Origin of the sequence: Paracoccus versutus (genome assembly GCF_000763885.1) — a bacterium.
Classification (GTDB): Bacteria; Pseudomonadota; Alphaproteobacteria; order Rhodobacterales; family Rhodobacteraceae; genus Paracoccus; species Paracoccus versutus.
In genome coordinates this window covers 32236-53311 of the sequence record NZ_JRKO01000005.1, presented here as the reverse complement: position 1 = coordinate 53311, position 21076 = coordinate 32236, and the positions used below count along the sequence as shown (strand labels likewise).

The following is a 21076-nucleotide window of genomic DNA, read 5'->3' as shown; positions in this document are numbered from 1 at the left end:
GGGCGACCCGCCGTCCCATGGCCGAATTATCTGCCAAGAGCGTCGTAATGCTGTTCCCAGGTCCGGGGTTGGGGAACGATCTCAAGCTGCTTCGCTTCAACCGCGTCGCGGTTGTCCAGAACATCCGCCGCCGCCTTCAGCGTCTGACGTTCCTTGAAAATGGCCAGTTTCACGTCGCGATTGCTCGGTTTGCGGGTCATTTCACGTCCTCCAAACGGGCTGCACAGGGATTGCGCTGCCCCGTCAGCATAGCACATCCGGCCCCATTTTACACGATAAACTTTATCGCTTTTATAGTGAATTATCCACACTCGAGGCGAATGGGATGCGCACCCCGATTCCCCCTTTTCCGCGGTTCAGCGGTTGCGGGTGTCCACCGGATAGGCGGTGCTGAACCGGATGCGCTCCATCGAAAAATGCGAGGTGACGTTCTTGATCGGCACGGCATCCGTCAGCCGCTTGTAGAACAGGTCGAAGGCGGTCATGTCCGGCACCGCCACGCGCAGCAGGTAATCCATGCGCCCGGCCATGCGATAGACCTCCATGATCTCGGGCAGGCCGGCGACGGCGCGGGTGAACGCGTCGCGCCATTCCGGCGAATGGACCGGCGCCTCGATCTCGACAAAGACCAGGATGCCGAAGCCCAGCTTGACGGGATCGGCCAGCGCCACCCGCCCGGTCAGCACGCCCTGCGCCTCGAGCTTCTGTATCCGCTTCCAGCAGGGGGTTTGCGACAGACCTACCTTTTCGGCGATCTGCGCGATCGGCAAGGTTGCATCCCGCATCAGTTCCGCCACGATCTTGCGGTCGATCAGGTCCAGATCCTGCATGGCTTCGCCTTCTTCGCGTCCAGGGATTCGACGGAAAGAATAACGATATTGTCTATGTGATCAATCGAGTATTCTTGCCGATAAAGAAGGCCACGGAAAATCAGCCGCTTGTCCGTTCGCCGGCGGGTGGCGACCGTCGGCCAGCGGGGCACGGGGCTCAACCCAGGGCTTCTTGGGGCAGCCGGTCCAGCAACCCGGCCAGGCGGGCGCATTGCAGCCGGATGTCCGGGATCGCCGTGATCTCCCACAGCGCGCCGCGGGCGCAGGGGCCGATGGCGAACAGCCGCCGCGAGACGCGGCCGTCGCGGGCGATCAGCTGCGCCTCGGCGGTGGTGTCCAGCCCCAGCCGCAGGCGGTCCAGCCGCCCCTGCCCGGTCGCCAGCAGGTCCAGCACCACCGGCGCGCTGTCGGTTTCGGGATCGCGCCGGATGCCGCGGCAGTCGATGACATGATCGGCCGGCAGCCGCAGCGGACCTTGCGGCGTCAGCACATGCACGCCGTCGCCGGCCAGGCGCTCGAACCGGGCCTTCAGCACGTGCAGCTGGCCCCGCGCCTCGGCCTCGGCGATCATCGCGGCGGATTGCGGCGGCATGCGGTGGCGATGCACCTCCCACCACGCGGCGCCGTGGCGCAGGAAGCGGCGCCGGCTGTCTTCGTCCCAGCCCTGCCAGATGGCGCTGACATGCGGGCGCAAGCCGTCGATGACATCGCGCCAGTCCAGCCCCCCGGCCTCGGCCTCGCGGATGCGCGCGCGCAGCCAGGCCAGCAGGCGGCCGACCGGCGCACCCAGCGGGATCTCGTCGCGCGCAATGGCAAGGGCATGGCCGGCGGCATGGGCGCGCGGCAGGAGCCCGCGCCGCGACAGGCAGGTGATGCGCCCGCGATGCCCGCGCCCCAGCAGCGAGACGACATGGTCCACCATCGACAGGCCGGTGCCGATGATCGCCACCTCCGCCCCAAGATCGGCCGGAGGGCCGAAGTCCCAGGCCCCGCGCATGCCCTGCGGCGGGTGCTGCGGAACCGCATGGCCGGTGGCGAGGATCGCCAGATGCCCGGTGATCGCGCTGCCGTCGTCCAGATGCGCGCGCACGCAGCCGCGGCTTTCCTCGACCCGCAGGCATTCCCGGCGGTGGCAGGTCAGGCGATCCCGGCCCCAGGCCGCAAGCAGGCCCTCCAGGTATCGGCCATAGGCCGCCCGGCTGGCAAAGCAATCGGGCGTGGCGGCCGGCGCCTCGGCCGAATCGTGCAGCCAGCGCAGGAAATGCCCCGGATCGTCGGGAAATGCGCTCATGTTGTGGACGCGGGTGTTCAGCAGGTGGTCCGGGTTCTCGGTTGCATAGGCGATGCCGCATCCCAGGGTCTGCGCCTTCTCGATCATGCTGATGCGCAGCAGGGGATTGGCACGCAGCAGATGCGCGGCCGCCAGCACGCCGCTGGCCCCGCCGCCGACGATGATGACGTGGCGGCTGCCGTCCTGCGGAAACTGGCCGTCCATCACAGCACCATCAGGCAAAGGAAGGCCAGCGACCAGAACACGGCCAGCGCCCGTCCCAGCCGGCTTTCCTGCTGCTCGGGCAGGGCTTCGCCGTCTTGCGGCAGAAAGGCGATGAAGCCCGGATCATAGGCAAAGCCATACATCGGTTCGTCCTTTCGCTTCTGGATTGCGATCCTTGCCGGGTCATAGCGCCGGCCGTTCCGGCAAGGCGCGTCGTCCCGGCGCCGGCCGGGGCGGCAGGCGCAACCCCGCCGGCCGGGTTTCGGTCCGGGGCAGCAGCGCGCGCAGCTGGCGGCCCTGGGGCCAGGGACCATAGCCCGCCGCCACGTTGACATGTCCGGCATCCCCCAGGTCGACGAAGGCTGCGCGCCAGGCACGGGCAAGGGTGCTTGCCCGCTCGTGCTCCATCCAGGGGTCGTTCCGGCTGGCTACCACGATCGCCGGAACCGGCAGCGGGCCTTCGGGTATCTTGCCGAAGATCGCGGTGCGCGGATCGCGGCCGGGTTCCGCCGGCGCGACCAGCAGTGCCCCGCCTGCCTGAAGCTGCGGCCATTGCAGCAAGAGCTTGACCGCCGCGATGGCGCCCAGCGAATGTCCGACCAGGACCGCGCCGGGATGGCGCAGCAGGGCGCCGGCGATCTCGGTCAGCCATTGGTCCGGGCAGGGCCGCGACCACGAGCCCTGCTCGACGATCACCGCATGCGGATCGGTTTGCGCCCACCAATGCTGCCAATGCGGTGCGGGCGAACCGTCAAGGCCGGGAAGAAGTAACGTGCGAATCATGGCTTTCTCCTTCCCTTAAATATCTATCATCTTTGTCGGGTTTTACATTCCAAAATCTACCCTCTTTTGAGAAGAAAATTCCAGGCCGCGGAAAGGCGGCGCCTTGAGCCACGCCGCTGCGTCCGATGAAGGGCCTGGGCGTCAGGGTGACGAGGGCCAGGGCCGCCGGGATCAGGTTGGCCGAGTGAGTGGGGACCATTGCGCAGGCCAGCCGCACCGGGCTTTCGATGCGCAAGGGGCCGCTTTGCGCGGCCCCTGTTCGGCTTGCGCATCGCCGCGCAGCTTTTCCGTCGCGGCAGGATCGCCCGTCTCGGCGTCGAGGCCGATTGCGACGCCATAGACCGTCCGAGCATGTCCGCCGAGCAATAGCCGCCCAGCACGTCCTCCAGCACCTTGCGCGGCGGCCGGTCCAGCGGATCGCCGTAGCCGCCGCCGTTCGGGCCGCAATAGCTCAGGGCGTCCTTGCCCCGACGGCCAGGCCCGAGAGCCTCGGCATGCATCTCGCGCTCATCTCCGGGCCGCCGGGATGCCGCACCTTGGGGATCGCGAAGCGCGCCCCCGGAAACGGTCGCGAGCGGAAAGCACACTTCCGCTCGCTTCCGGTAAAATGATGCGGCGGCACCATCGGCACCGCCGCAAGGCTCTCAGGCCGGGGATTTCGCGCGGCCATGCTCGATCGTGGCGTCCTCGGCCGAGCGGTTGATCCCCCGGAACGGACGCCCCGCCGTTTCGGGCGAAATCAGCGTCACGATGAAGGCGATGACCGCGATCACGGTGATGTAGATCGCCGGGGCCAGGCGGTCTCCGGTCGATGCGATCAGCCAGGTGGCGACGAAGGGCGCGGTGCCTCCGAAGACGGCATAGGCCACGTTGTAGGTGACGGCCGAGGCGGTATAGCGCACGCGGGTCGGGAAGACCTCGCACAGCAGCACGGCCGTCACCACATTCGCCGTCACCGCGCCAAGCGCCAGCATCAGCTGCGCGGATACGGCCGAGCCGATGGTCCCGTCGGATGCCACCTGATAGGCCGGGATGGCAAGGCAACCCAGAAGCAGCGCCGAAACCGCCATGGTCGGGCGCCGTCCGACCCGGTCGCAGACCTTGCCGATCAGGGGGGCGGCCAGGGCCGCGGCGCTCAGCGCGATGACATTGCTCAGCAGCACCTTGTCTGCGGGCATTCCGACGACCGTGCGCAGGAAGCTCGTCATATAGGTCGAGAAGATGTAGAAGGACAGCGCCGTCAGGCTGATGTAGCAGCCAAGCCGCAGCATGGGCAGCCATTGCTCGCGCAGGGTCTGGCGCAGCGGGGCATGTTCGGGCGCGGGCGCATCCATGATCTTCTGGAACAGCGGGCTCTCGTCCAGCCGATGCCGGATATAAAGGGCGACCAGCCCCAGGGGCGCCGCGATCAGGAACGGCACGCGCCAGCCCCAGCTGTGCATCTGCTCGGTCGTCAGGCTTGCCGTCAGCAGATAGGAACACATCGCCGCCAGCGCGAACGAGGCGAAGGTCGAGGCGGGCATGTAGCTGGAATAGCGCGACCGCTGATGCGCCGGCGCATGTTCGATGACATAGGTGACGGCCCCGGCATATTCGCCGCCGGCGGAAAACCCCTGCACGCAGCGGGCCACCGTCAGCAGGATCGGCGCCCAGATGCCGATCGCCTGATAGCTGGGCAGCAGGCCGATGGCCACGGTCGCGATCGACATCAGCAGCACCGTCAGGGCCAGGACGCGCTTGCGGCCGACCCGATCGCCCATCATGCCGAAATAGGCCCCGCCGATGGGGCGAAGCGCAAAGGAAATCGCGAAGATGGCGAAGGTCTGCAACAGCCCGACCAGGTCGTCGCCTTCGGGAAAGAAGGTCACGGCCAGGATCGGGGCCATGAAGCCGTAGATGGCGAAGTCAAACCATTCGATCACCGTGCCCGCGACCGCGGCGGTCGTCACCTTTCTCAGGGTGGCGGGATCGGATTCGGCAGTTTGTGTCATGCGAAGCTCCCTTTGGAATTCATGTGTGGTTCTTGGCGACCGGAATGAAAACGGCGCCCGTTTCCGGGCGCCGCGTGGGGACTATTCGGCGGCGATCTTTTGCGCCGCAAGCCCGTCGATATAGGCCACGCATTCGTCCACCGTGTGGACGTCGCCGAACTTCGCGTCGATGTCGAACAGGTTCCAGGCCACGGCGCCCGGCACGCGGTCGCCGATGCATTCCTTGACCGCGATGGTGCGGAAGCCGTCGGCGATGCCGTCGCAGATGGTCTGGCGCACGCAGGCGCAGGCGGTTACGCCGGTGACAAGGATCGTGTCCACGTTGTTGGCCCGCAGGATGCCCGCCAGTTCCGTGCCGTGGAAGGACGAGGCGCGCTTTTTCAGCAGCGTGTATTCGCCCTCGACCGGGGCGATGCGGCTGTCGATGGCCCAAAGCTCCGGCTTGGCCAGGTCGACGACATCGACCGGGATCTTGTTGTGCCACAGCCCCATGTCGGTGAAATCGGCATTGCGGTCGGTGATCTCATAGGCGGTGGTGACATGGACCACGGGCAGGCCGGCGGCGCGGAAGGCCTTCAGCAGCTTCTGCATGCCGGGGATGATCTCGCCGTCCATCTTCTCCTGGTCGCAGGTGAAGGGGTTGCCCGGACGGGTCCAGGCATTCGCCAGATCGACGCTGACCAGCGCCGGCCGCTTGCCAAAGCCCACGCGGCGCTGGAAGCCGCGCTCCTGATACAGTTTCGTGGCCGTGTCGAACGCCTCTTGCAGCAGACGGTCCAGTTCCTTGGTGTCGACTTCGCTCATGATCGGTCTTTCCTTGTGCCATTGATGCAAGGCCGCCTTCGCGGGCCCTGGTTTACGAGCCGCCCCAGCCCCCGCAGGACTGGTGATCCGTCGCTCTGATGGCCATAATCCGGCCATGCTTGACGCAAGGGAAATGGCGTGTCAGCATTTATTCATGCGCCGTTTGCATCAATCTTGGAAGGTGGCCGCTTGCACGATCTCCAGGGCATCGAGAGTGTCCATTCCTTCATCACCCTGGCCGAGGAACTGAACTTCCGCCGCACGGCCGAGCGGCTGAACCTGGACCAGTCCGCGCTGAGCCGCCGGATCCAGAAGCTTGAATCGGTGCTGGGCTTCCGCCTGCTGGAGCGCACCACCCGAGAGGTCAGGCTGACCCAGGCCGGCCGCAGCTTCTATGAAGACAACGCCCATCTTCTGCAGCGCTACGAATCCTCGGTCCAGCTGGCCCGGCGCATCGCCGCGGGCAAGCTGGGCGCGCTGACCGTCGGCTACATGGCCTTTGCTGCGACCGAACTGATGCCCCTGGCCGTCGCCGGGTTCCAGCGCCGCCATCCCCATATCGACCTGAGGATCCGCTATATCCGGACCCAGGGGCAAAAGATCGCCCTGGCCAATGACGAGATCGACCTGGGCTACATGATCGGGCCCTTCGATCATTCCGACTACCAGACGGTCCAGCTTTCCCTGGACCCGCTTTATGTGGTGACGCCCCGCGGCCATGCGCTGCTGCGGCTGCCGGCCGTCACCCCGGCCGACCTGGCCGGGCAAGAGATGATCCTGGGCGACACGCATGAATGGGACGAATATCGCTGGCGGCTGAACAACCTGTTCAGCGCCGAGGGCATCTCGCTGAACGTGACGCTGGAGGCGTCCAACACATTGGCCCTGATCGGCCTGGTCGCGGCCGGGCTGGGCGTGACGATCTATCCCGAAAGCCTGATCGGCTTTCTGGGCTCCAACGTCGAGGTGCGGCAGATCATGCACCCGCTTTTCCGCAACCGCACCGTGCTTGCCTGGAAACGCTCGAACCGCTCCAGGCAGGTGCGGGACTTCGTCGAGGTGGCGCAGGCCGCCGCCGCGCGATAGGCCGCGCCGGCCCGCCCCGCGGGGCCCTTCGCCGCGCCGGTCAGGCGGTGCGCGACCAATAGGCGCTGGTCGAGACGGTGGCGGGCAGGCGGCCGAAGGCCTCGCGCAGCACCGCCCGGATGGCCAGCGCATCGGCCTTTTCGCCGCCGAACAGGATCTCGGCTTGCGGGTCGGCGGCATAGGCCCGCGCGGCCGAGCGGGTCAGCGTGTCGCGCAGGCCGGGATCGCGGCGGTTGCGGACCAGCCAGACCAGCTCCACCCCCGCGGGCGCGGCGATGGGCTGGATGTCCTGCGCGTCCTCGATCTCGATCAGGGCAAGCCCGCGGCTGTCGGGCGCCGCCTGTTCCAGGATGCGGGCGATGACCGGCAGGGCGGTCTCGTCGCCGCCCAGGCAAAGATGCCGGCCCTGCGGCAGCCAGCCGCCGCCCGGTCCGGTCAGCCCCACCGGCGCGCCGGGCCGGACCTCCTGCGCCCAGGCGCAGGTCGGGCCGTTGCCGTGCAGGAAGACGTCGACGTCCAGCCAGCCGGCGCCGGGGTCGATGGCGCGGATGGTATAGACCGGCATGTGCAGATGCGCGCCGCCGGGCCAGCCGGTGCGCCCGTTCGCCAGCAGGCGGGGCCAGACCGGGTTCTCGGGATCCCTGGGCTGCAACAGCCGCAGATGCAGCCCGGTCTGGTTGAGATAGGCCAGATCCTCGGCCTCGATGCGCAGGCGGATGAAGCGCGGCGCGATCCGCCGGGCGCTGCGCACGCGCCCCAGGCGGAAATTCGGCGGCAGGCGGCCCGCCAGGTCGCCCCCCGCCTCCCAGCGCAGGTTCGCCGACAGGCCCTCGCGCACCGTGTCCAGCATATGCGCCAGCGTGTCGCGCAGGTTCTGCAGGCCGGGTTCCAGCGCCGCCTCCAGCCGGACCGCGGCCTCGTTGCCGGCCCAGCGAAGCTCGATCCCGCCGGCCCCCAGGTCTGCCGTCAGCACATGGTCGGGGGTGACATGGACCTTGCAGAACTCGGACAGGGTGCGGGTGAAATCCTCGATCGCGTCCCAACGGACGCAAGACAGGCGACCCAGGGCGACGACATTGCGGGTCATGGCCTCCTCCTTCTTCTTCTCAGCTGGCCAGCCGGGCGTAAAGCCCGCCCTGCGAGATCAGCCCGTGGTGGTCGCCTGCCTCGCGCAGCTGGCCGTCCTCCATCACCACGATGCGGTCGGCGTTGCGGATGGTGCCCAGCCGATGCGCGATGACCAGCGTGGTGCGCCCGGCCGACAGCGCCTCCAGCGCCGCCTGGATCTCGCGCTCGGTCTCGCGGTCCAGGGCCGAGGTCGCCTCGTCCAGGATCAGGATCGGCGGGTTCTTCAGGAAGGCGCGGGCGATGGCGACGCGCTGCTTCTGCCCGCCCGACAGCATGACGCCGCGCTCGCCGACCAGCGTGTCCAGCCCCTCGGGCAGGCCGGCGATCAGCGGGCCCAGCTGGGCCTTGGCGGCGGCGGCCATGATCTCGTCGTCGCTGGCGCCCAGCCGGCCATAGGCGATGTTCTCGCGCAGGGTGGTGCCGAACAGGAACACGTCCTGGCTGACGATGCCGATCTGGCCGCGCAGGCTGTCCAGCGTCATCGCGTCCAGGGGCAGCCCGTCGATGCTGATCCGCCCCCCGTCGGGTTCGTAGAAACGCGGCACCAGCGCCAGCAGCGTCGTCTTGCCCGCGCCCGAGGGGCCGACGAAGGCCACCGTCTCGCCCGCCTTCACCTCCAGCGAGATGCCGCGCAGCACCGGGCGGGTGCTGTCATAGCCAAAGGAGACGTCTTCGAACACGACGTTCCCCTTCAGCACGGGCGCGGGGATCGCATCCGGCGCGTCGGCGATCTCGGCCTCGGTCTCCAGCAGCTCCAGGTAGCGGCGAAAGCCGGCGATGCCGCGCGGATAGGTCTCGATCACCGCGGCGATCTTTTCCAGCGGGCGGAAGAAGACGCCGACCAGCAGCAGGAAGCCCACGAAACCGCCGGTCGTCAGGCTGCCCTGCAGCACGAAGCCCGCGCCCGCGACCATGACCACCACCTGCACGAAGCGCAGGCCCATGTAGTGGATGGCGCTGGACAGCGCCATGATCCGATAGGCGTCCAGCTTGGTCGCGCGATAGGCGCGGTTGTCCTTTTCGAACAGCCGCTCCTCATGCGCCTCGTTGGCAAAGGCCTGCACGACGCGGATGCCGCCGATCGCCTCTTCCAGCCGGACGTTGAAATTGCCGACGCGGGCATAGATCTGGCGCCAGGTGTTGGTCATCCGCGTGCCATAGACCACGACCAGCCAGACGGTCAGCGGCACGATCCCCGCCGTCACCAGCGCCAGCGTGGGATGCAGCATGACCATCAGCACCAGGGCGCCGACAAAGGTCATCACCGCGATGAACAGGTCTTCGGGGCCGTGATGGGCGACCTCGCCGATCTCTTCCAGGTCGCGGGTGACGCGGGCGACCAGCTTGCCGGTGCGGGCGCGATCGTACCAGCGCCAGGACAGGCGCGTCAGGTGGCTGAATGCGCGGGCGCGCATCTCGGTCTCGATCTCGATCCCCAGCATGTGGCCCCAATAGATCACGATGCCCATCAGCATGGTGTTGAAGGCATAGACGGCCAGCAGGCCGATGGCGGCGGCGATGGTCAGCGACCAGTCGCCCATCGGCAGCAGGTGGTCGATGAACAGCGTGATCGCCAGCGGGAAGGACAGCTCCAGAAGCCCCGAGACCACGGCCGAGCCGAAATCCAGCCAGAACAGCCGGCGGTGCGGTTTGTAATAGGCCAGAAACTTGCGCAGCATTCCGTCTTCCTTTCCGGGTCTCAGCGCGGCAGCGCAAAGGCATGGCCTTCATGCGCGGCGACATGCATCGGCAGGCCATAGATACTCAGCAGCGCCTCGGGTGTCATCAGGGCGCCGATGGGACCGTCCAGCAGCAGCCGGCCCGCCCCCAGCGCGACCACATGGTCGCAATAGCGCGCGGCCATGTTCAGGTCGTGCAGCACGACGATGGCCGAAAACCCCTCGTCGCGGCACATGCCATGGACCAGGTCCAGCACCTCGACCTGGTGGGCCACGTCCAGGGCCGAGATCGGCTCGTCCAGCAGCAAGGTGCGCGCGCCCTGCGCCAGCATCATCGCGATCCAGCTGCGCTGGCGCTCGCCCCCCGACAGGGTATCGACCAGGCGGTGGCGCAGGTGGCCGACGCTGCAGCGCCGGATCGCGGCATCGACGGCGGCGTGGTCCTCGGCGCGAAAGCGGCCCAGCGCGCCGCGCCAGGGAAAGCGGCCAAGCGCCACCAGCTCCTCGACCAGCATCCCCTCGGCCGGGGGCGTGACCTGCGGCAGATAGGCCAGGTCGCGGGCCAGCTCGCGCGGCGCCCAATCCGCCAGGTCGCGCCCGGCATAGGCGATGCGCCCGGCCGAGGGCCGGTTCTGCCCCGAGATCAGCTTCAGCAGCGTCGACTTGCCCGAGCCGTTGCGCCCGATCAGCGCCGTGACCATGCCGGGACGGATCGTCAGGTCCAGCCTTTCGATCAGCCGGCGGCCCGGCACGTCATAGGTGACGCCCGACAGGGTGAACAGCGTCATGCGGATGTCCTTTTCACCAGCAGGATGAACAGCCAGGGCGTGCCGATCAGCGTGGCGAACAGGCCCAGCGGCAGGTCGTAGGGATAGCTTGCCGTGCGCGCGCCGAAGGCCGCCAGCAGCATCAGCACCGCGCCCAAAAGCCAGCTGCCGGTGCAGAAGGGCACGGCGCGGGCCAGGCCCATGGCGCGGGCCAGGTGCGGCGCCATCAGCCCGACGAAGCTGACCGGGCCGACCAGCATGGTCGCCGCCCCGGTGGCCAGCCCCGCCAGCAGGATCAGCCCCAGCCGCACCCGCGCCAGCGGCAGGCCCAGCGCGCGGCCGACCTCGGTGCCCAGCGGCAGGATTTCCAGCACGCGGGCCGAGGCCGCCAGCACGGCCAGCAACGCCAGCGCCAGCCCGGCCAGCGCGGCGGCGCCCAGGGCCGAGACCTGCGAGGCGCTGCCCGCCAGCCAGCCCAGGATCACCCAGGCCCGCCGGTCGTCCGAGGCCATGATCGCCCCCAGCACGGCCGAGGCCAGCGCCCCGATGGCCAGCCCCGCCAGCAGCAGCCGCGCCGGCGCCAGGTCGGCGCGCATGGCGAATCCCGCCAGCCCGGCCAGCGCCAGCGCGCCCCCGGCCGAGGTTCCCAGCGCCAGCATCAGCGGCCCCGCGCCGTCCACGGCCATGACCGTGACCGCATAGCCCAGCGAGGCGCCGCCGGTCACGCCCAGCACCTCGGGCGCGGCCATCGGGTTCGCGGTCAGCCGCTGCAGGATCGCCCCCGCACCGGCCAGCAGCGCCCCGGCCGAGGCCGCGGCAAGGATCGCGGTGGCGCGCAGCGGCAGGAAGGTCTCGCGCAGTTCGGGGGCGATGAAGCCCCAGCCCCCCGGCCCGCGCCCGCCGAACAGGGTCAGCAGGCCCAGCGCCAGGCAGGCCGCGGCCAGCCCCGCCAGCAGCCGTGCGGGCCGCGGGGCGCGGTGGCCGCGGCGGTCGCCCGCCTCGGTCTGCTGGGGCACCTGCGCCTTCATCCGCGGCAGCAGCCAGATCAGCAGCGGCCCGCCGATCAGCCCGGTCAGCGCCCCGGTGGGCAGGCTGGGGCCGCCCGCCGCCGCCAGCGCCAGCAGCAGCCCGTCGGCCAGCGACAGCACCAGCGCCCCCGCCAGCGGCGCCAGCATCAGCCGCTGCAGCAGCGTCCGCGCGCCCAGGCTGCGCACGATGGCGGGGGCGGCCAGGCCGACGAAGCCCACCAGCCCGACCTGGGCCGAGACCATGGCCGACAGCGCGACCGCCAGCAGCAGGGTGGCAAAGCGCAGCGGCGCCAGCCGCAGGCCCAGCCCATGCGCGCCCTCGGGGCCCAGCGACATCACCATCAGCGGCCGGGCCAGCGCCGCGGCGGCGACCAGCGCCGGCACCAGCGCCAGCGCCATGTTCCGGCTGCCCGACCAGTCCACCTGCGCCAGCGCCCCGCCGTTCCACATCACCAGCGACAGCAGGTAATGCCCCTGCGCCAGCGTCATCGCCGTCGCCAGGGCCGAGGCCATCAGCCCCACCAGCATCCCCGCGATCGTCACCGTCACCGGGGCGAACCCCCGCCGCGCGCCCAGCGCCATGACCAGGAAGGTCGCGGCCCCCGCCCCCGCCAGCGCCACCGGCAGGTTGCCCCCGGCCAGCCAGCCGGGCGCATGGATCGTGGCCGCGACGATGGCCAGCTGCGCGCCCGAGGCGGTGCCCAGCGTCGTCGGATCGGCCAGCGGGTTGCGCAGCACCGCCTGCATCAGCGCCCCCGCCAGCCCCAGCGCCGCGCCGGCCAGCAGCGCCAGCACCCCGCGCGGCATCAGCCCATAGGCCAGCAGGATCTGCCCGACCGACATCCCGTCGATCCGCCAGGGCAAGGCCGGCCATTCGGCCAGCGGCAGGGCCGACAGCGCGGCAATCGTCCAAAGCGCCAGCGCCGCCACCGCGCCCCCGACAAGGATCATGCGATTCATCCCCGGCCCTCCAGCGCGGCGACAAGCTCGTGGCCGAAGCGCAGGGCCGAGGGGATGCCGGCAAAGGGCCGCAGTTCCGGCAGGCGATGCACCCGCCCCGCCCTGACCGGCGGCAGGCTGTTCCACAGCGCCGCCGAGCGCAGCGCGCGTTCGACCTGGACCGGTATCGCACCGGCCACCACCAGCCGGGCCTCGGGATATTCGGCCAGCCGCTCCAGCGGGATGGGCGCGGCAAAGGCAAAGCGGGTGCCCCCGGCCCAGGCATTGCGCATCCCCATCGCCTCCAGCGCGCCGCCGAACAGGCTGTCGGTGCCGAAGATGCGGATATGGCGGGAATCGCCCAGCTCGAACAGCAGGCAGGCGCGCCCGGCATGGGGCGTCGCGCGGCCGGCCAGCATGGCGAATTCGGCCGCGGCGGCAGCCTGGACCCGCGTCCCGGCAGCGGCGTCGCCCAGCCGCCCGGCCAGGTCCCCCAGCAGCGCCATCACCTTGGGAAAGGCCGGCTCGCCGGGGACGTAGAGCGCGCGGGTAAAGACCGGCGCGATGCGCGCCAGCCGCGGCTCGATGGCGCTGTAATAGCTCGAGGACAGGATCAGGTCGGGCGCGACAAGGCTCAGCGCCTCGAGATTGGGCGCCCCGCGCAGGCCCAGGTCCACGGTCGCGCGCGGCGGCTGCGCCACCGCGGCGTCGCGAAAGGCGATCAGCTCCGCCAGGGCGACGGGCGCATGGCCCAGCGCCATCGCCGTCTCGGCCATGGCCCAGTCCACCGCCGCCAGCCGCATCCCCTGCGCCGCGAAAGCCGGCAGCGCCCCGCCGGCCGCCGCACAGGCGGCAGCCAGAAGGGCGCGTCGCGTCAATCCCTTGCCGGACAGTGTCACCATTTACGCGTCAAGCTTGCCTGCACGGTTCGTCCGTCGCCATAATAGCTGGAGTTCAGCCCGACGGCCGAAATATAGGTCTCGTCCGTCACGTTGTTGATGTTCAGCCGGCCGACGATGCCGTTTTCCCATTCGTAGCTTGCGCCCAAGTCCACCAGCGTCACCGCCTCGAGCCGCAGCGTATTCGCGTCCGAGGACCAGCGAGAGCCGATATGGCGGATACCGCCGCCCAGTTGCAACCCCTGCATCGCGCCGGACTGGAATTCGTGCGACAGCCACAGGCTGGCGGCGTGGCGCGGGGTGTTCGCCAGCTCGTTGCCGTCGTTGTCGCCCGAAATCTCGGTCGAGGCATAGGTATAGGCGCCCTTCAGCGACCAGCCCTCGGCCAGTTCGGCCACGCCCTCCAGTTCCAGCCCGCGGATGCGCGCCTCGCCGATCTGGCGGGTGCCGGTGATCGGCCCCCCGCCGATCTCCTCGGTGACGGTGGTGTTGCGGTCGGTCTCGCGCAGATCGTAAAGCGCCGCGGTGAACAGCCCGTCGAAGGCGGTGGGTTCGTATTTGGCGCCAAGTTCGAACTGCTTGCCATGGGTCGGCTTCAGCGGGTTGTTGTCGATGTCGAAGCCGGGCTGCGGCAGATACGAGGTCGAATAGGCGGCATAGACCGAAACGCCGTTGTCCCAAAGATAGCCCAGTCCCAGATGGCCGGTCAGCTGCTGGTCGTCGCGGGCATAGTCGGTGGTGCCGTAATTCGTCGCGCTCTGGCCGCTTTGCCGGGTCCATTCATGGCGCAGCCCGGCGGTCGCGCGCCAGTTGCCATATTCGATCTCGTCCAGCGCATAGATGCCGATCTGCCGCGCATCGACGGATTTGTTCGCCGTATACCAGGGCGCCTCCACGGTGACGCTGCCATAGGACGGCGCGGCATAGTCGATGGGGGAAACGGTGGAAAAGCCGGTATAGGCGCGCTCCTTCAGCTTCTGCGCATCGACGCCGAAGGTCAGGTCATGCGTCATCGCGCCCGAGGTGACGCGGCCCGCCAGCCGCAGGTCGGTGGCGATGGTGCGGAAGCTTTCCCGCTGGTTGATGACGCCGCGGCCGACCAGGGTGCCGCCGACCAGCGGGTTCAGGTAGATGCCGTCGTAATCCCAGTCGAAATCGGTATAGCGGAAGGTGTTGTTCAGCCGCCAGCCATTGCCGAAATCATGCGTCAGGCCAAAGCCGAGCGTGGCCATCTTGCGGTCGCTGAAATTGACCGAATCGTCGCCGAAATAGAACTCGCGCAGATCCTTGGCATCGACCAGGCCGACCAGTTCGTTCGGCACGCCCGTGGGCGAGATCGGCGCGTCGTCGTGATAGCTGGCCATCAGTTCCAGCTCGGTCGCCTCGCTCAGCGCAAAGCTGGCCGACAGGCCCAGATAGGCGCGCTTGTTGTCGATTTCCTCGACATCGGTCTTGTCATTGCCGCCCTTGGCGGTGATGCGATAGGCGAAGCGGTCGTCGACCACCCGGTTCGCATCGCCGAAAGCCGAGGCCGAGCCCTTGCTGTCCAGGCTGAACCCCAGCTCGGTGAAATCGCCATCGGCCTGGGCGCGCTTTTGCACCATGTTGACCAGGCCCGCCGGCGTGCCGGCCCCATACAGCACCGAAGCCGGGCCGCGCAGCACCTCGACCCGCTCCAGCCCGTAAAGCTCGAACGCCGGGGCGCTGGTCGGGAACTGGGTCGAGCGCATCAGCCGCAACCCGTCCAGGAACTTGTCGTTCTCCAGGTTGAAGCCGCGCAGGAACAGGCTGTCGAAACGCGGATCGCCGCCGTAGTTCTCGGTCACGACGCCGGCGGAATAGCTCAGCGCCTCGGCCAGGTTCGTCGCACCCTGCTCTTCGATCTGGGCGCGGGGCACGACCGAGACCGAGGATTGCGTCTCGAGGATCGGCCGGCCGGTCTTGGTCGTGGCCGATGAATGCGCGACCGTGCCCTCCAGGGGCGCGCTGGGGTTTTCGAACCCCTCGATCGTGACGGTATCCAGCACGATCGCCCCCATGAAGGTCTGGCGGGGATCCTGCTGGTCCTGGGCAAAGGCGCTGGTCGCCGCGACGGCAAGGACGCTGACGCCGAGAAGGAGCGGTTGGGCTTTGTTCATCTTGACCTGTTCTGTCCGCGAAAGTTTCCGAGCTATTAACTCGGGTATTTCCCGGCTGTCTTGAACGAGACCGCTGCGATTTGTTCAGGAATCCTGCAATCCGGCCCGGCGCCAGACCGAAGGCGGCATGCCGTGGACGGCGCGGAAGGCGCGCGACAGATGCGCCTGGTCGGCGAACCCGGTCGCATAGGCGATGTCGGCCAGCGACAGGGCCGGGTCGCGCATCATGTCGCAGGCCGCCTTCAGCCGCAGGCCGGCCTGCCAGCGTTGCGGCGTCTCGTTGCACGATTGCTTGAAGGCGTGGAAGAACCGGCTTTCCGAAAGCCCGGCGATCCTGGCCATCTCGGCCACGGTGACATGCCGGTTCAGGTTCTGGTGCAGGTGGCGTTCCAGGGCGGCCAGCCGGCGCGCGGAAAGCCCGCCGCTGGCCGGGGCGGATGGCCGGGCCTCGGCATCGGTGGCGAAGATCTCGCCCAGCGTGGCCGAAAGCAGCGCGTCGATCAGCATGTCGCCCCGGCGCGGGGCGCGGACCTCGTCGGCGGCCAGCTGGCCCAGATGGGTCAGGCTGTCGCCCTGCCCGATCAGCCGCGGCATCGACAGGTCCGGCCGGATGTTCGAGGCCGCCAGCCGCTGCTGCAAGGCGCCGCCTTCCAGGTGGAAGTCCAGATGCATCTTTTCATGCCCGGCCTCGATGCGGCTCCACAGCGGGACGCCGGCCGGGACATACAGCGCCTGGATGCCGCGATGCTCGGCCTGGTCCGCGCCGGTGCGCAGCGCCAGCGGCGGCGGCGCCTCGCCCAGGAAGATCACGATGCGCGGGTCCGGCGCGATGTAGAACCCGCCGCCGCCCGCCTCGCCCCGGACCGACCAGACATCCGCGATCGCGCCGCAAAAGCGGCGGAAGGACAGCGGCGCCAGGGTTCGCAGCCCGTGGATGCGGGTCTCCATCCGGGGGCGAAACTCTCTGTGGGGCGACATCTTCTCCTGCCTGGGTGCGTTGCTGGAAATTGCGGGCGCGGCCACGGGTCCGGCGCGGTGAATTGTTGATTGAAAAAGTCTGAATTGCAAGGCGCCTTGCCGGGCCAACGCTGCGGCACGGGCGGGCCTGCCCCGATCCGGCGGATTTCCATCGCCCGGACAGGGCCTTGCGGCATCGGCACGATGCCGCCGCCGGGAAACGCGGCCGCCCGCTAGGGACGCGGCTTGCCCAGGATGGCGCGGTATTTGCCGACGGTGCGGCGCGCCAGCGGCATGCCGCGCCGCGCCAGCGCCGCGGCCAGCCTTGCATCCGAAAGCGGCTCGGCCCTGGGCCAGTTCTCGATCAGCGCCGCCAGGAGGCGCAGGACGCTTTCGCGGTCCACGCCCGGCAGGCGCGGGCTGACCGGCGCGGGCAGCAGATCGCGCAAGGGCACGGTCCCGCGCGGCGCCCGGATCGCCACCCCGGCAACCGCGCGGCTGACGGTGCTTTTGTCCAGCCCCAGCCTTTCGGCAAGCGCGGTCATCGTCAGCGGCCGCAGCCGCCCCCGGCCCAGCAGCCATGGCCCCTGCACCTCGGCCAGGACCAGGCCGATGCGCCACAGCGTGCCCGCCCGGCCCTCGACCGCCGCGACCAGCGCCTGCGCGGCGCCGCGATCCGCCCCATCACCCGCGCCGTCCCCCGCCCCATCGCGCAGCGCCAGCCCGGTCGGCGCGATCCAGCGCAGCGCGCCCGCGGGCGTCAGCTCCAGCTCGGGCGGCGCCGGCGCCGGGTCGTCGGACAGCGGACAGGGGGCCAGCCGGCGCAGATCCTCCAGCATCCCCGCCGCGTCCTCCAGGTCGCAGCCGCAATGCGCGGCGATGGCGGCAAGATCCGCAGCCGCCGCCAGGTCCAGCCGGTCCAGCAGCCTCGCGATCATCGGGTCGAAGCGGCCGCGGGCCTCAAGCCCCAGCCGCAGATGCTCGGCAAGCGAGCGGGCAAAGACGCCGGGCGGGTCGAGCCCCTGCAGCCGCGGCAACAGCGCCTCGATCGCCTCGGCGCTGCAGCACAGCCAGCCCGCGACCTCGGGCAGGGGGTCGGCGATCCAGCCGCGCTCGTCAAGGCAATGCACCAGGGCGCGGGCGATGCGCGCCTCGTCCGGGCGCAGGCGCATCAGCCCGACCTGATCCAGCAGCGCCTGCCGCACCGAGACGACCGCCGCAGGCTCGGCCGCCGCCGAAAGGGCAAGGAAGGGGTTGGCCGCCGCCTCATGGCGCAGGCGCCGGCGCAGCCTGGCGCCGTCCATGCGCAGCACCTCCAGCGACAGCCGCATCTGCTGGCTCAGCGACAGGCCCCTGATCTGGCGCTGCTCCTGCCGTTGCACGGCCCCCCGCCCCCCTGCTTGCGTCCTGCGACAGGTGTTGCAGCCCCTGCGACACCTGCGCCCCCAAAACCCCGGCAATTCCCGTTCCCGAACCTGGCACCGCCGTTGCTTGCATGATGGTCGGGAGGAAGGGACATGGTCAAGGTCGGCATCATCGCCAATCCGATTTCGGCCCGCGACATTCGCAGGGTGATTTCGCACGCGGGCAACCTGCCCATCAACGACCGCGCCAATATCGTGCTGCGCATGATGGCGGGGCTGGCGGCGTCCGGGGTGCAGGAGGTGGTGGTGATGCCGGAAAACGGCGGCATCCGCTTTCACCTGGAACGCAGCATCCGGCGCGAGGCGCGGCTGGGCCACGCCAATTTCCCGCAGCTGCGCTACCTGGACATGCCCGTCACCGCCACGCCCGAGGACAGCGCCCGCGCCGCCCGGATGATGGCGGCCGAAGGCGTCGCGGCCATCGTGGTGCTGGGCGGCGACGGCACCAACCGCGTCGTCGTGGGCGCCTGCGGCAAGGTGCCGGTGGCCGGCGTCTCGACCGGGACCAACAACGCCTTCCCGGAACTGCGCGAGCCGACGATCACCGGCCTGGCCGTCGGGCTGGCCGCGACCGGACAGGTGCCCCCGGACGTGGCGCTGCGCCCGAACAAATGGCTGGAGGTCACGCTGAACCACCGGCGCGAGATCGCGCTGGTGGACGTCGCCGTGGTCGAGGACCGTTTCGTCGGCGCCCGCGCCATCTGGAAGACCGCGGGCTTTCGCGACCTCTTCGTGACCTTCGGCCTGCCGCAGGCCATCGGCATGTCCGCCATCGCCGGGCTCTGCGACCCGGTGGACCGCGCCGCACCCGAGGGCCGCCATATCCGCCTGTCGCCCGACGCGCCGCGCCAGCTGCTTGCCCCCATCGCGCCCGGCCTGATCGACCGGCTGGGCATCGCGGGGGTCGCGCGCATGGCGCCGGGCCAGGCGCATGCCCCCTCGATCCCCGCCGGTTCGCTGGCCTTCGACGGCGAACGCGAGCTGACCTTCACCGAAAGCGACCAGGTCTCGGTGCGGCTGGTGCCCGACGCCTTCCGCACCATCGACGTGCCCGCCTGCATGGCCCATGCGGCCGCGGCCGGGCTGTTCATCCGCAACCCAGACTGAACCATAAGGGAGGAGTTCATGTCCAATCCGTTTCCGCTGCCCAAGGAACGGCTGCTCGACGCCTATCGCAAGATGCGCACCATCCGCGATTTCGAAGAGCGGCTGCATGTCGATTTCGCCCGCGGCGAGATCCCCGGTTTCGTCCACCTCTATGCCGGCGAAGAGGCGACGGCGGTGGGCATCATGATGCATCTGCACGACCGCGACCGCATCGCCTCGACCCATCGCGGCCACGGCCATTGCATCGCCAAGGGCGTCGACGTCAAGGCGATGATGGCCGAGATCTATGGCAAGGCCACCGGCTGCTGCGCCGGCAAGGGCGGCTCGATGCATATCGCCGATCTGTCGCTGGGGATGATGGGCGCGAACGGCATCCTGGGCGCCGGCGCGCCCCTGGTCTGCGGCGCGGCGCTGGCGGCGCAGAAGCTGGGCCATGACGGCGTCGGCATCACCTTCTTCGGCGACGGCGCCTCGAACCAGGGCACGGTGCTGGAAAGCATGAACCTGGCCGCGATCTGGAACCTGCCGGTGATCTTCGTGGTGGAAAACAACGGCTATGCCGAATCGACCTCGGTCGATTACGCCACCGCCTCGGACAGCTACGTCGACCGGGCGACGGGCTTCGGCATGCCGGGGATCACCGTCGACGGCCTCGACTTCTTCGCCGTCCACGAAGCCGCGGGCGAGGTCATCCGCCGCGCCCGCGAAGGCGCCGGCCCGACGCTGCTGGAATGCAAGAACGTGCGCTTCTTCGGCCATTTCGAAGGCGACGCCCAGACCTACAAGGCGCCGGGCGAGAACGAATACAACCGCGCCCACAACGACTGCCTGACGCTGTTTCGCCAGAAGGTGACGGAAGCCGGGGTAATCTCGGACGCCGAGCTGGACGCCATCGACGCCGAGGTGGCGGCGCTGATCGACGAGGCCGTGGCCGAGGCCATCGCCGCCCCGCTGCCCGAGGCCGCGAAACTGACCGCCGACGTCTATGTGAGCTATTGAGGGAGGGACGGAACATGGCACGCATCATCAGCATGAAGGACGCGGTGAACGAGGCGCTGGATCAGGAGATGACCCGCGACCCCACCGTGATCATGATGGGCGAGGACATTGTCGGCGGCGCCGGCGCGCAGGGCGAGGACGACGCCTGGGGCGGCGTCCTGGGCATCTCCAAGGGGCTTTACGCCAAGCACCCGAACCAGATGATCGACACGCCGCTGTCGGAAAGCGCCTATGTCGGCGCCGCCATCGGCGCGGCGACGGCGGGGCTGCGGCCGGTGGCGGAACTGATGTTCGTCGATTTCATCGGCGTCTGCCTGGACCAGGTCTTCAACCAGGCGGCGAAGTTCCGCTACATGTTCGGCGGCAAGGCGGAAACGCCGGTGGTGATCCGGGCCATGTGCGGCGCCGGTTTCCGCGCCGCCGCCCAGCACAGCCAGATGCTGACGCCGCTGTTCACGCATATCCCCGGCCTCAAGGTCGTCTGCCCCTCGAACGCCTATGACTGCAAGGGGCTGCTGATCCAGGCGATCCGGGACAACGACCCGGTGATCTTCCTCGAACACAAGAACCTCTACGCCAGCACGGCGGATGTGCCCGAGGAACCCTACGCCATCCCCTTCGGCGAGGCGAACATCGTCCGCGAGGGCGGCGACGCCACCATCGTCACCTATGGCCAGATGGTCGGCCGCTCGCTGGACGCCGCCGAGCTGCTGAAGAAGGACGGCGTGGAGGTCGAGGTGATCGACCTGCGCACGCTGTCGCCCATCGACATGGACACGGTGCTGGAAAGCGTCGAGGCGACCGGCCGTCTGGTCTGCGTGGACGAGGCGAACCCGCGCTGCTCGATCGCCGCCGACATCGCCGCCACCGTGGCGCAGGACGCCTTCGACGCGCTCAAGGCCGCCGTGCAGATGGTGACGCCGCCGCATGCGCCGGTGCCCTTCTCGCCCTCGCTCGAGGACAGCTACGTGCCCTCGGCCGAGCGCATCGCCGCGGCCGTCCGCAAGACGATGGAGAACTGA

19 protein-coding genes are annotated in these 21076 nt (G+C 69.5%); 4 read left to right on the top strand and 15 right to left on the bottom strand.

Features of this window, described 5'->3' with window-relative positions:
- Nucleotides 1-26: 26 nt before the first annotated feature.
- The 7 genes from IT40_RS28280 to IT40_RS03200 all read right to left on the bottom strand — a co-directional run bounded on the left by IT40_RS28280 (nucleotide 27) and on the right by IT40_RS03200 (nucleotide 5903).
- The gene (locus IT40_RS28280; protein ID WP_157034050.1) at nucleotides 27-200 is read right to left on the bottom strand and encodes a hypothetical protein; all 174 of its coding nucleotides are present in this window, start codon (nucleotides 198-200) and stop codon (nucleotides 27-29) included.
- Nucleotides 201-356: 156 nt separating this feature from the next.
- Nucleotides 357-830, bottom strand: a complete 474-nt coding sequence (locus tag IT40_RS03220) for an Lrp/AsnC family transcriptional regulator (protein ID WP_036750536.1) — start codon at nucleotides 828-830, stop codon at nucleotides 357-359.
- Nucleotides 831-987: 157 nt separating this feature from the next.
- Nucleotides 988-2325 (bottom strand): FAD/NAD(P)-binding protein, encoded by a 1338-nt coding sequence (locus IT40_RS03215; RefSeq protein WP_036750533.1) that lies wholly within the window; start codon nucleotides 2323-2325, stop codon nucleotides 988-990.
- Nucleotides 2325-2468, bottom strand: a complete 144-nt coding sequence (locus tag IT40_RS28275; protein ID WP_157034049.1) for a hypothetical protein — start codon at nucleotides 2466-2468, stop codon at nucleotides 2325-2327. The genes IT40_RS03215 and IT40_RS28275 overlap by 1 nt, the downstream gene beginning before the upstream one ends.
- A gap of 40 nt (nucleotides 2469-2508) precedes the next feature.
- Complete coding sequence (locus IT40_RS03210; RefSeq protein ID WP_036750531.1) at nucleotides 2509-3108, bottom strand: RBBP9/YdeN family alpha/beta hydrolase; 600 nt, start codon at nucleotides 3106-3108, stop codon at nucleotides 2509-2511.
- Nucleotides 3109-3752: 644 nt separating this feature from the next.
- Nucleotides 3753-5099 carry an MFS transporter gene (locus IT40_RS03205; protein ID WP_084196805.1) on the bottom strand — a complete coding sequence of 449 codons (1347 nt, stop codon included), beginning with the start codon at nucleotides 5097-5099 and terminating at the stop codon, nucleotides 3753-3755.
- A gap of 81 nt (nucleotides 5100-5180) precedes the next feature.
- Entirely contained in the window at nucleotides 5181-5903 is a 723-nt protein-coding gene (locus IT40_RS03200) for an isochorismatase family protein (protein ID WP_036750528.1), read from the bottom strand.
- A gap of 189 nt (nucleotides 5904-6092) precedes the next feature.
- Between IT40_RS03200 and IT40_RS03195 the strand changes: the two genes are divergently transcribed.
- A complete protein-coding gene (locus tag IT40_RS03195; protein ID WP_036750525.1) occupies nucleotides 6093-6989 on the top strand; it encodes a LysR family transcriptional regulator in 897 nt (298 codons plus the stop codon).
- Between the two features lie 40 nt (nucleotides 6990-7029).
- Here the strand turns inward: IT40_RS03195 and IT40_RS03190 are convergent, their stop codons facing one another.
- The 8 genes from IT40_RS03190 to IT40_RS03155 form a co-directional block, all read right to left on the bottom strand.
- Nucleotides 7030-8076, bottom strand: a complete 1047-nt coding sequence (locus IT40_RS03190; RefSeq protein ID WP_036750521.1) for a siderophore-interacting protein — start codon at nucleotides 8074-8076, stop codon at nucleotides 7030-7032.
- A 19-nt stretch (nucleotides 8077-8095) separates the two neighbouring features.
- Nucleotides 8096-9796: an ABC transporter ATP-binding protein gene (locus IT40_RS03185; protein ID WP_036750518.1), complete on the bottom strand. Its 1701-nt coding sequence runs from the start codon at nucleotides 9794-9796 to the stop codon at nucleotides 8096-8098.
- Nucleotides 9797-9816: 20 nt separating this feature from the next.
- On the bottom strand, nucleotides 9817-10584 hold the full coding sequence (locus IT40_RS03180; protein WP_036750516.1) for an ABC transporter ATP-binding protein: 768 nt from the start codon (nucleotides 10582-10584) through the stop codon (nucleotides 9817-9819).
- Nucleotides 10581-12551 carry a Fe(3+)-hydroxamate ABC transporter permease FhuB gene (gene fhuB / locus IT40_RS03175; RefSeq protein WP_036750512.1) on the bottom strand — a complete coding sequence of 657 codons (1971 nt, stop codon included), beginning with the start codon at nucleotides 12549-12551 and terminating at the stop codon, nucleotides 10581-10583. The genes IT40_RS03180 and fhuB overlap by 4 nt, the downstream gene beginning before the upstream one ends.
- On the bottom strand, nucleotides 12548-13432 hold the full coding sequence (locus IT40_RS03170) for an ABC transporter substrate-binding protein (protein ID WP_036750510.1): 885 nt from the start codon (nucleotides 13430-13432) through the stop codon (nucleotides 12548-12550). The genes fhuB and IT40_RS03170 overlap by 4 nt, the downstream gene beginning before the upstream one ends.
- Nucleotides 13426-15567, bottom strand: coding sequence for a TonB-dependent receptor (locus tag IT40_RS03165; protein WP_036750507.1), 2142 nt, complete (start codon nucleotides 15565-15567; stop codon nucleotides 13426-13428). Before IT40_RS03165 ends, IT40_RS03170 begins: the two co-directional genes overlap by 7 nt.
- Nucleotides 15568-15651: 84 nt before the next feature.
- The gene (locus IT40_RS03160) at nucleotides 15652-16545 is read right to left on the bottom strand and encodes a helix-turn-helix domain-containing protein (protein ID WP_036750505.1); all 894 of its coding nucleotides are present in this window, start codon (nucleotides 16543-16545) and stop codon (nucleotides 15652-15654) included.
- A gap of 212 nt (nucleotides 16546-16757) precedes the next feature.
- The gene (locus IT40_RS03155) at nucleotides 16758-17906 is read right to left on the bottom strand and encodes an RNA polymerase factor sigma-54 (protein WP_036750502.1); all 1149 of its coding nucleotides are present in this window, start codon (nucleotides 17904-17906) and stop codon (nucleotides 16758-16760) included.
- Nucleotides 17907-18041: 135 nt separating this feature from the next.
- Here IT40_RS03155 and IT40_RS03150 point away from each other — a divergent pair, with 135 nt between their 5' ends.
- The 3 genes from IT40_RS03150 to IT40_RS03140 are packed head-to-tail and all read left to right on the top strand — an operon-like array spanning nucleotide 18042 to nucleotide 21076.
- Complete coding sequence (locus IT40_RS03150; protein WP_036750499.1) at nucleotides 18042-19055, top strand: ATP-NAD kinase family protein; 1014 nt, start codon at nucleotides 18042-18044, stop codon at nucleotides 19053-19055.
- Nucleotides 19056-19073: 18 nt separating this feature from the next.
- Nucleotides 19074-20054, top strand: coding sequence for a thiamine pyrophosphate-dependent dehydrogenase E1 component subunit alpha (locus tag IT40_RS03145; protein ID WP_036750496.1), 981 nt, complete (start codon nucleotides 19074-19076; stop codon nucleotides 20052-20054).
- Between the two features lie 14 nt (nucleotides 20055-20068).
- The gene (locus tag IT40_RS03140; protein WP_036750494.1) at nucleotides 20069-21076 is read left to right on the top strand and encodes an alpha-ketoacid dehydrogenase subunit beta; all 1008 of its coding nucleotides are present in this window, start codon (nucleotides 20069-20071) and stop codon (nucleotides 21074-21076) included.

Coding starts and splice junctions, on each gene's coding strand:
- IT40_RS03165 (WP_036750507.1), bottom strand. CDS start 15,567: ATGAACAAAGCCCAACCGCTCCTTCTCGGCGTCAGCGTCCTTGCCGTC.
- IT40_RS03190 (WP_036750521.1), bottom strand. CDS start 8,076: ATGACCCGCAATGTCGTCGCCCTGGGTCGCCTGTCTTGCGTCCGTTGG.
- fhuB (WP_036750512.1), bottom strand. CDS start 12,551: ATGAATCGCATGATCCTTGTCGGGGGCGCGGTGGCGGCGCTGGCGCTT.
- IT40_RS03210 (WP_036750531.1), bottom strand. CDS start 3,108: ATGATTCGCACGTTACTTCTTCCCGGCCTTGACGGTTCGCCCGCACCG.
- IT40_RS03180 (WP_036750516.1), bottom strand. CDS start 10,584: ATGACGCTGTTCACCCTGTCGGGCGTCACCTATGACGTGCCGGGCCGC.
- IT40_RS28275 (WP_157034049.1), bottom strand. CDS start 2,468: ATGTATGGCTTTGCCTATGATCCGGGCTTCATCGCCTTTCTGCCGCAA.
- IT40_RS03200 (WP_036750528.1), bottom strand. CDS start 5,903: ATGAGCGAAGTCGACACCAAGGAACTGGACCGTCTGCTGCAAGAGGCG.
- IT40_RS03170 (WP_036750510.1), bottom strand. CDS start 13,432: ATGGTGACACTGTCCGGCAAGGGATTGACGCGACGCGCCCTTCTGGCT.
- IT40_RS03185 (WP_036750518.1), bottom strand. CDS start 9,796: ATGCTGCGCAAGTTTCTGGCCTATTACAAACCGCACCGCCGGCTGTTC.
- IT40_RS03145 (WP_036750496.1), top strand. CDS start 19,074: ATGTCCAATCCGTTTCCGCTGCCCAAGGAACGGCTGCTCGACGCCTAT.
- IT40_RS03140 (WP_036750494.1), top strand. CDS start 20,069: ATGGCACGCATCATCAGCATGAAGGACGCGGTGAACGAGGCGCTGGAT.
- IT40_RS03205 (WP_084196805.1), bottom strand. CDS start 5,099: ATGACACAAACTGCCGAATCCGATCCCGCCACCCTGAGAAAGGTGACG.
- IT40_RS03160 (WP_036750505.1), bottom strand. CDS start 16,545: ATGTCGCCCCACAGAGAGTTTCGCCCCCGGATGGAGACCCGCATCCAC.
- IT40_RS03215 (WP_036750533.1), bottom strand. CDS start 2,325: ATGGACGGCCAGTTTCCGCAGGACGGCAGCCGCCACGTCATCATCGTC.
- IT40_RS03220 (WP_036750536.1), bottom strand. CDS start 830: ATGCAGGATCTGGACCTGATCGACCGCAAGATCGTGGCGGAACTGATG.
- IT40_RS28280 (WP_157034050.1), bottom strand. CDS start 200: ATGACCCGCAAACCGAGCAATCGCGACGTGAAACTGGCCATTTTCAAG.
- IT40_RS03150 (WP_036750499.1), top strand. CDS start 18,042: ATGGTCAAGGTCGGCATCATCGCCAATCCGATTTCGGCCCGCGACATT.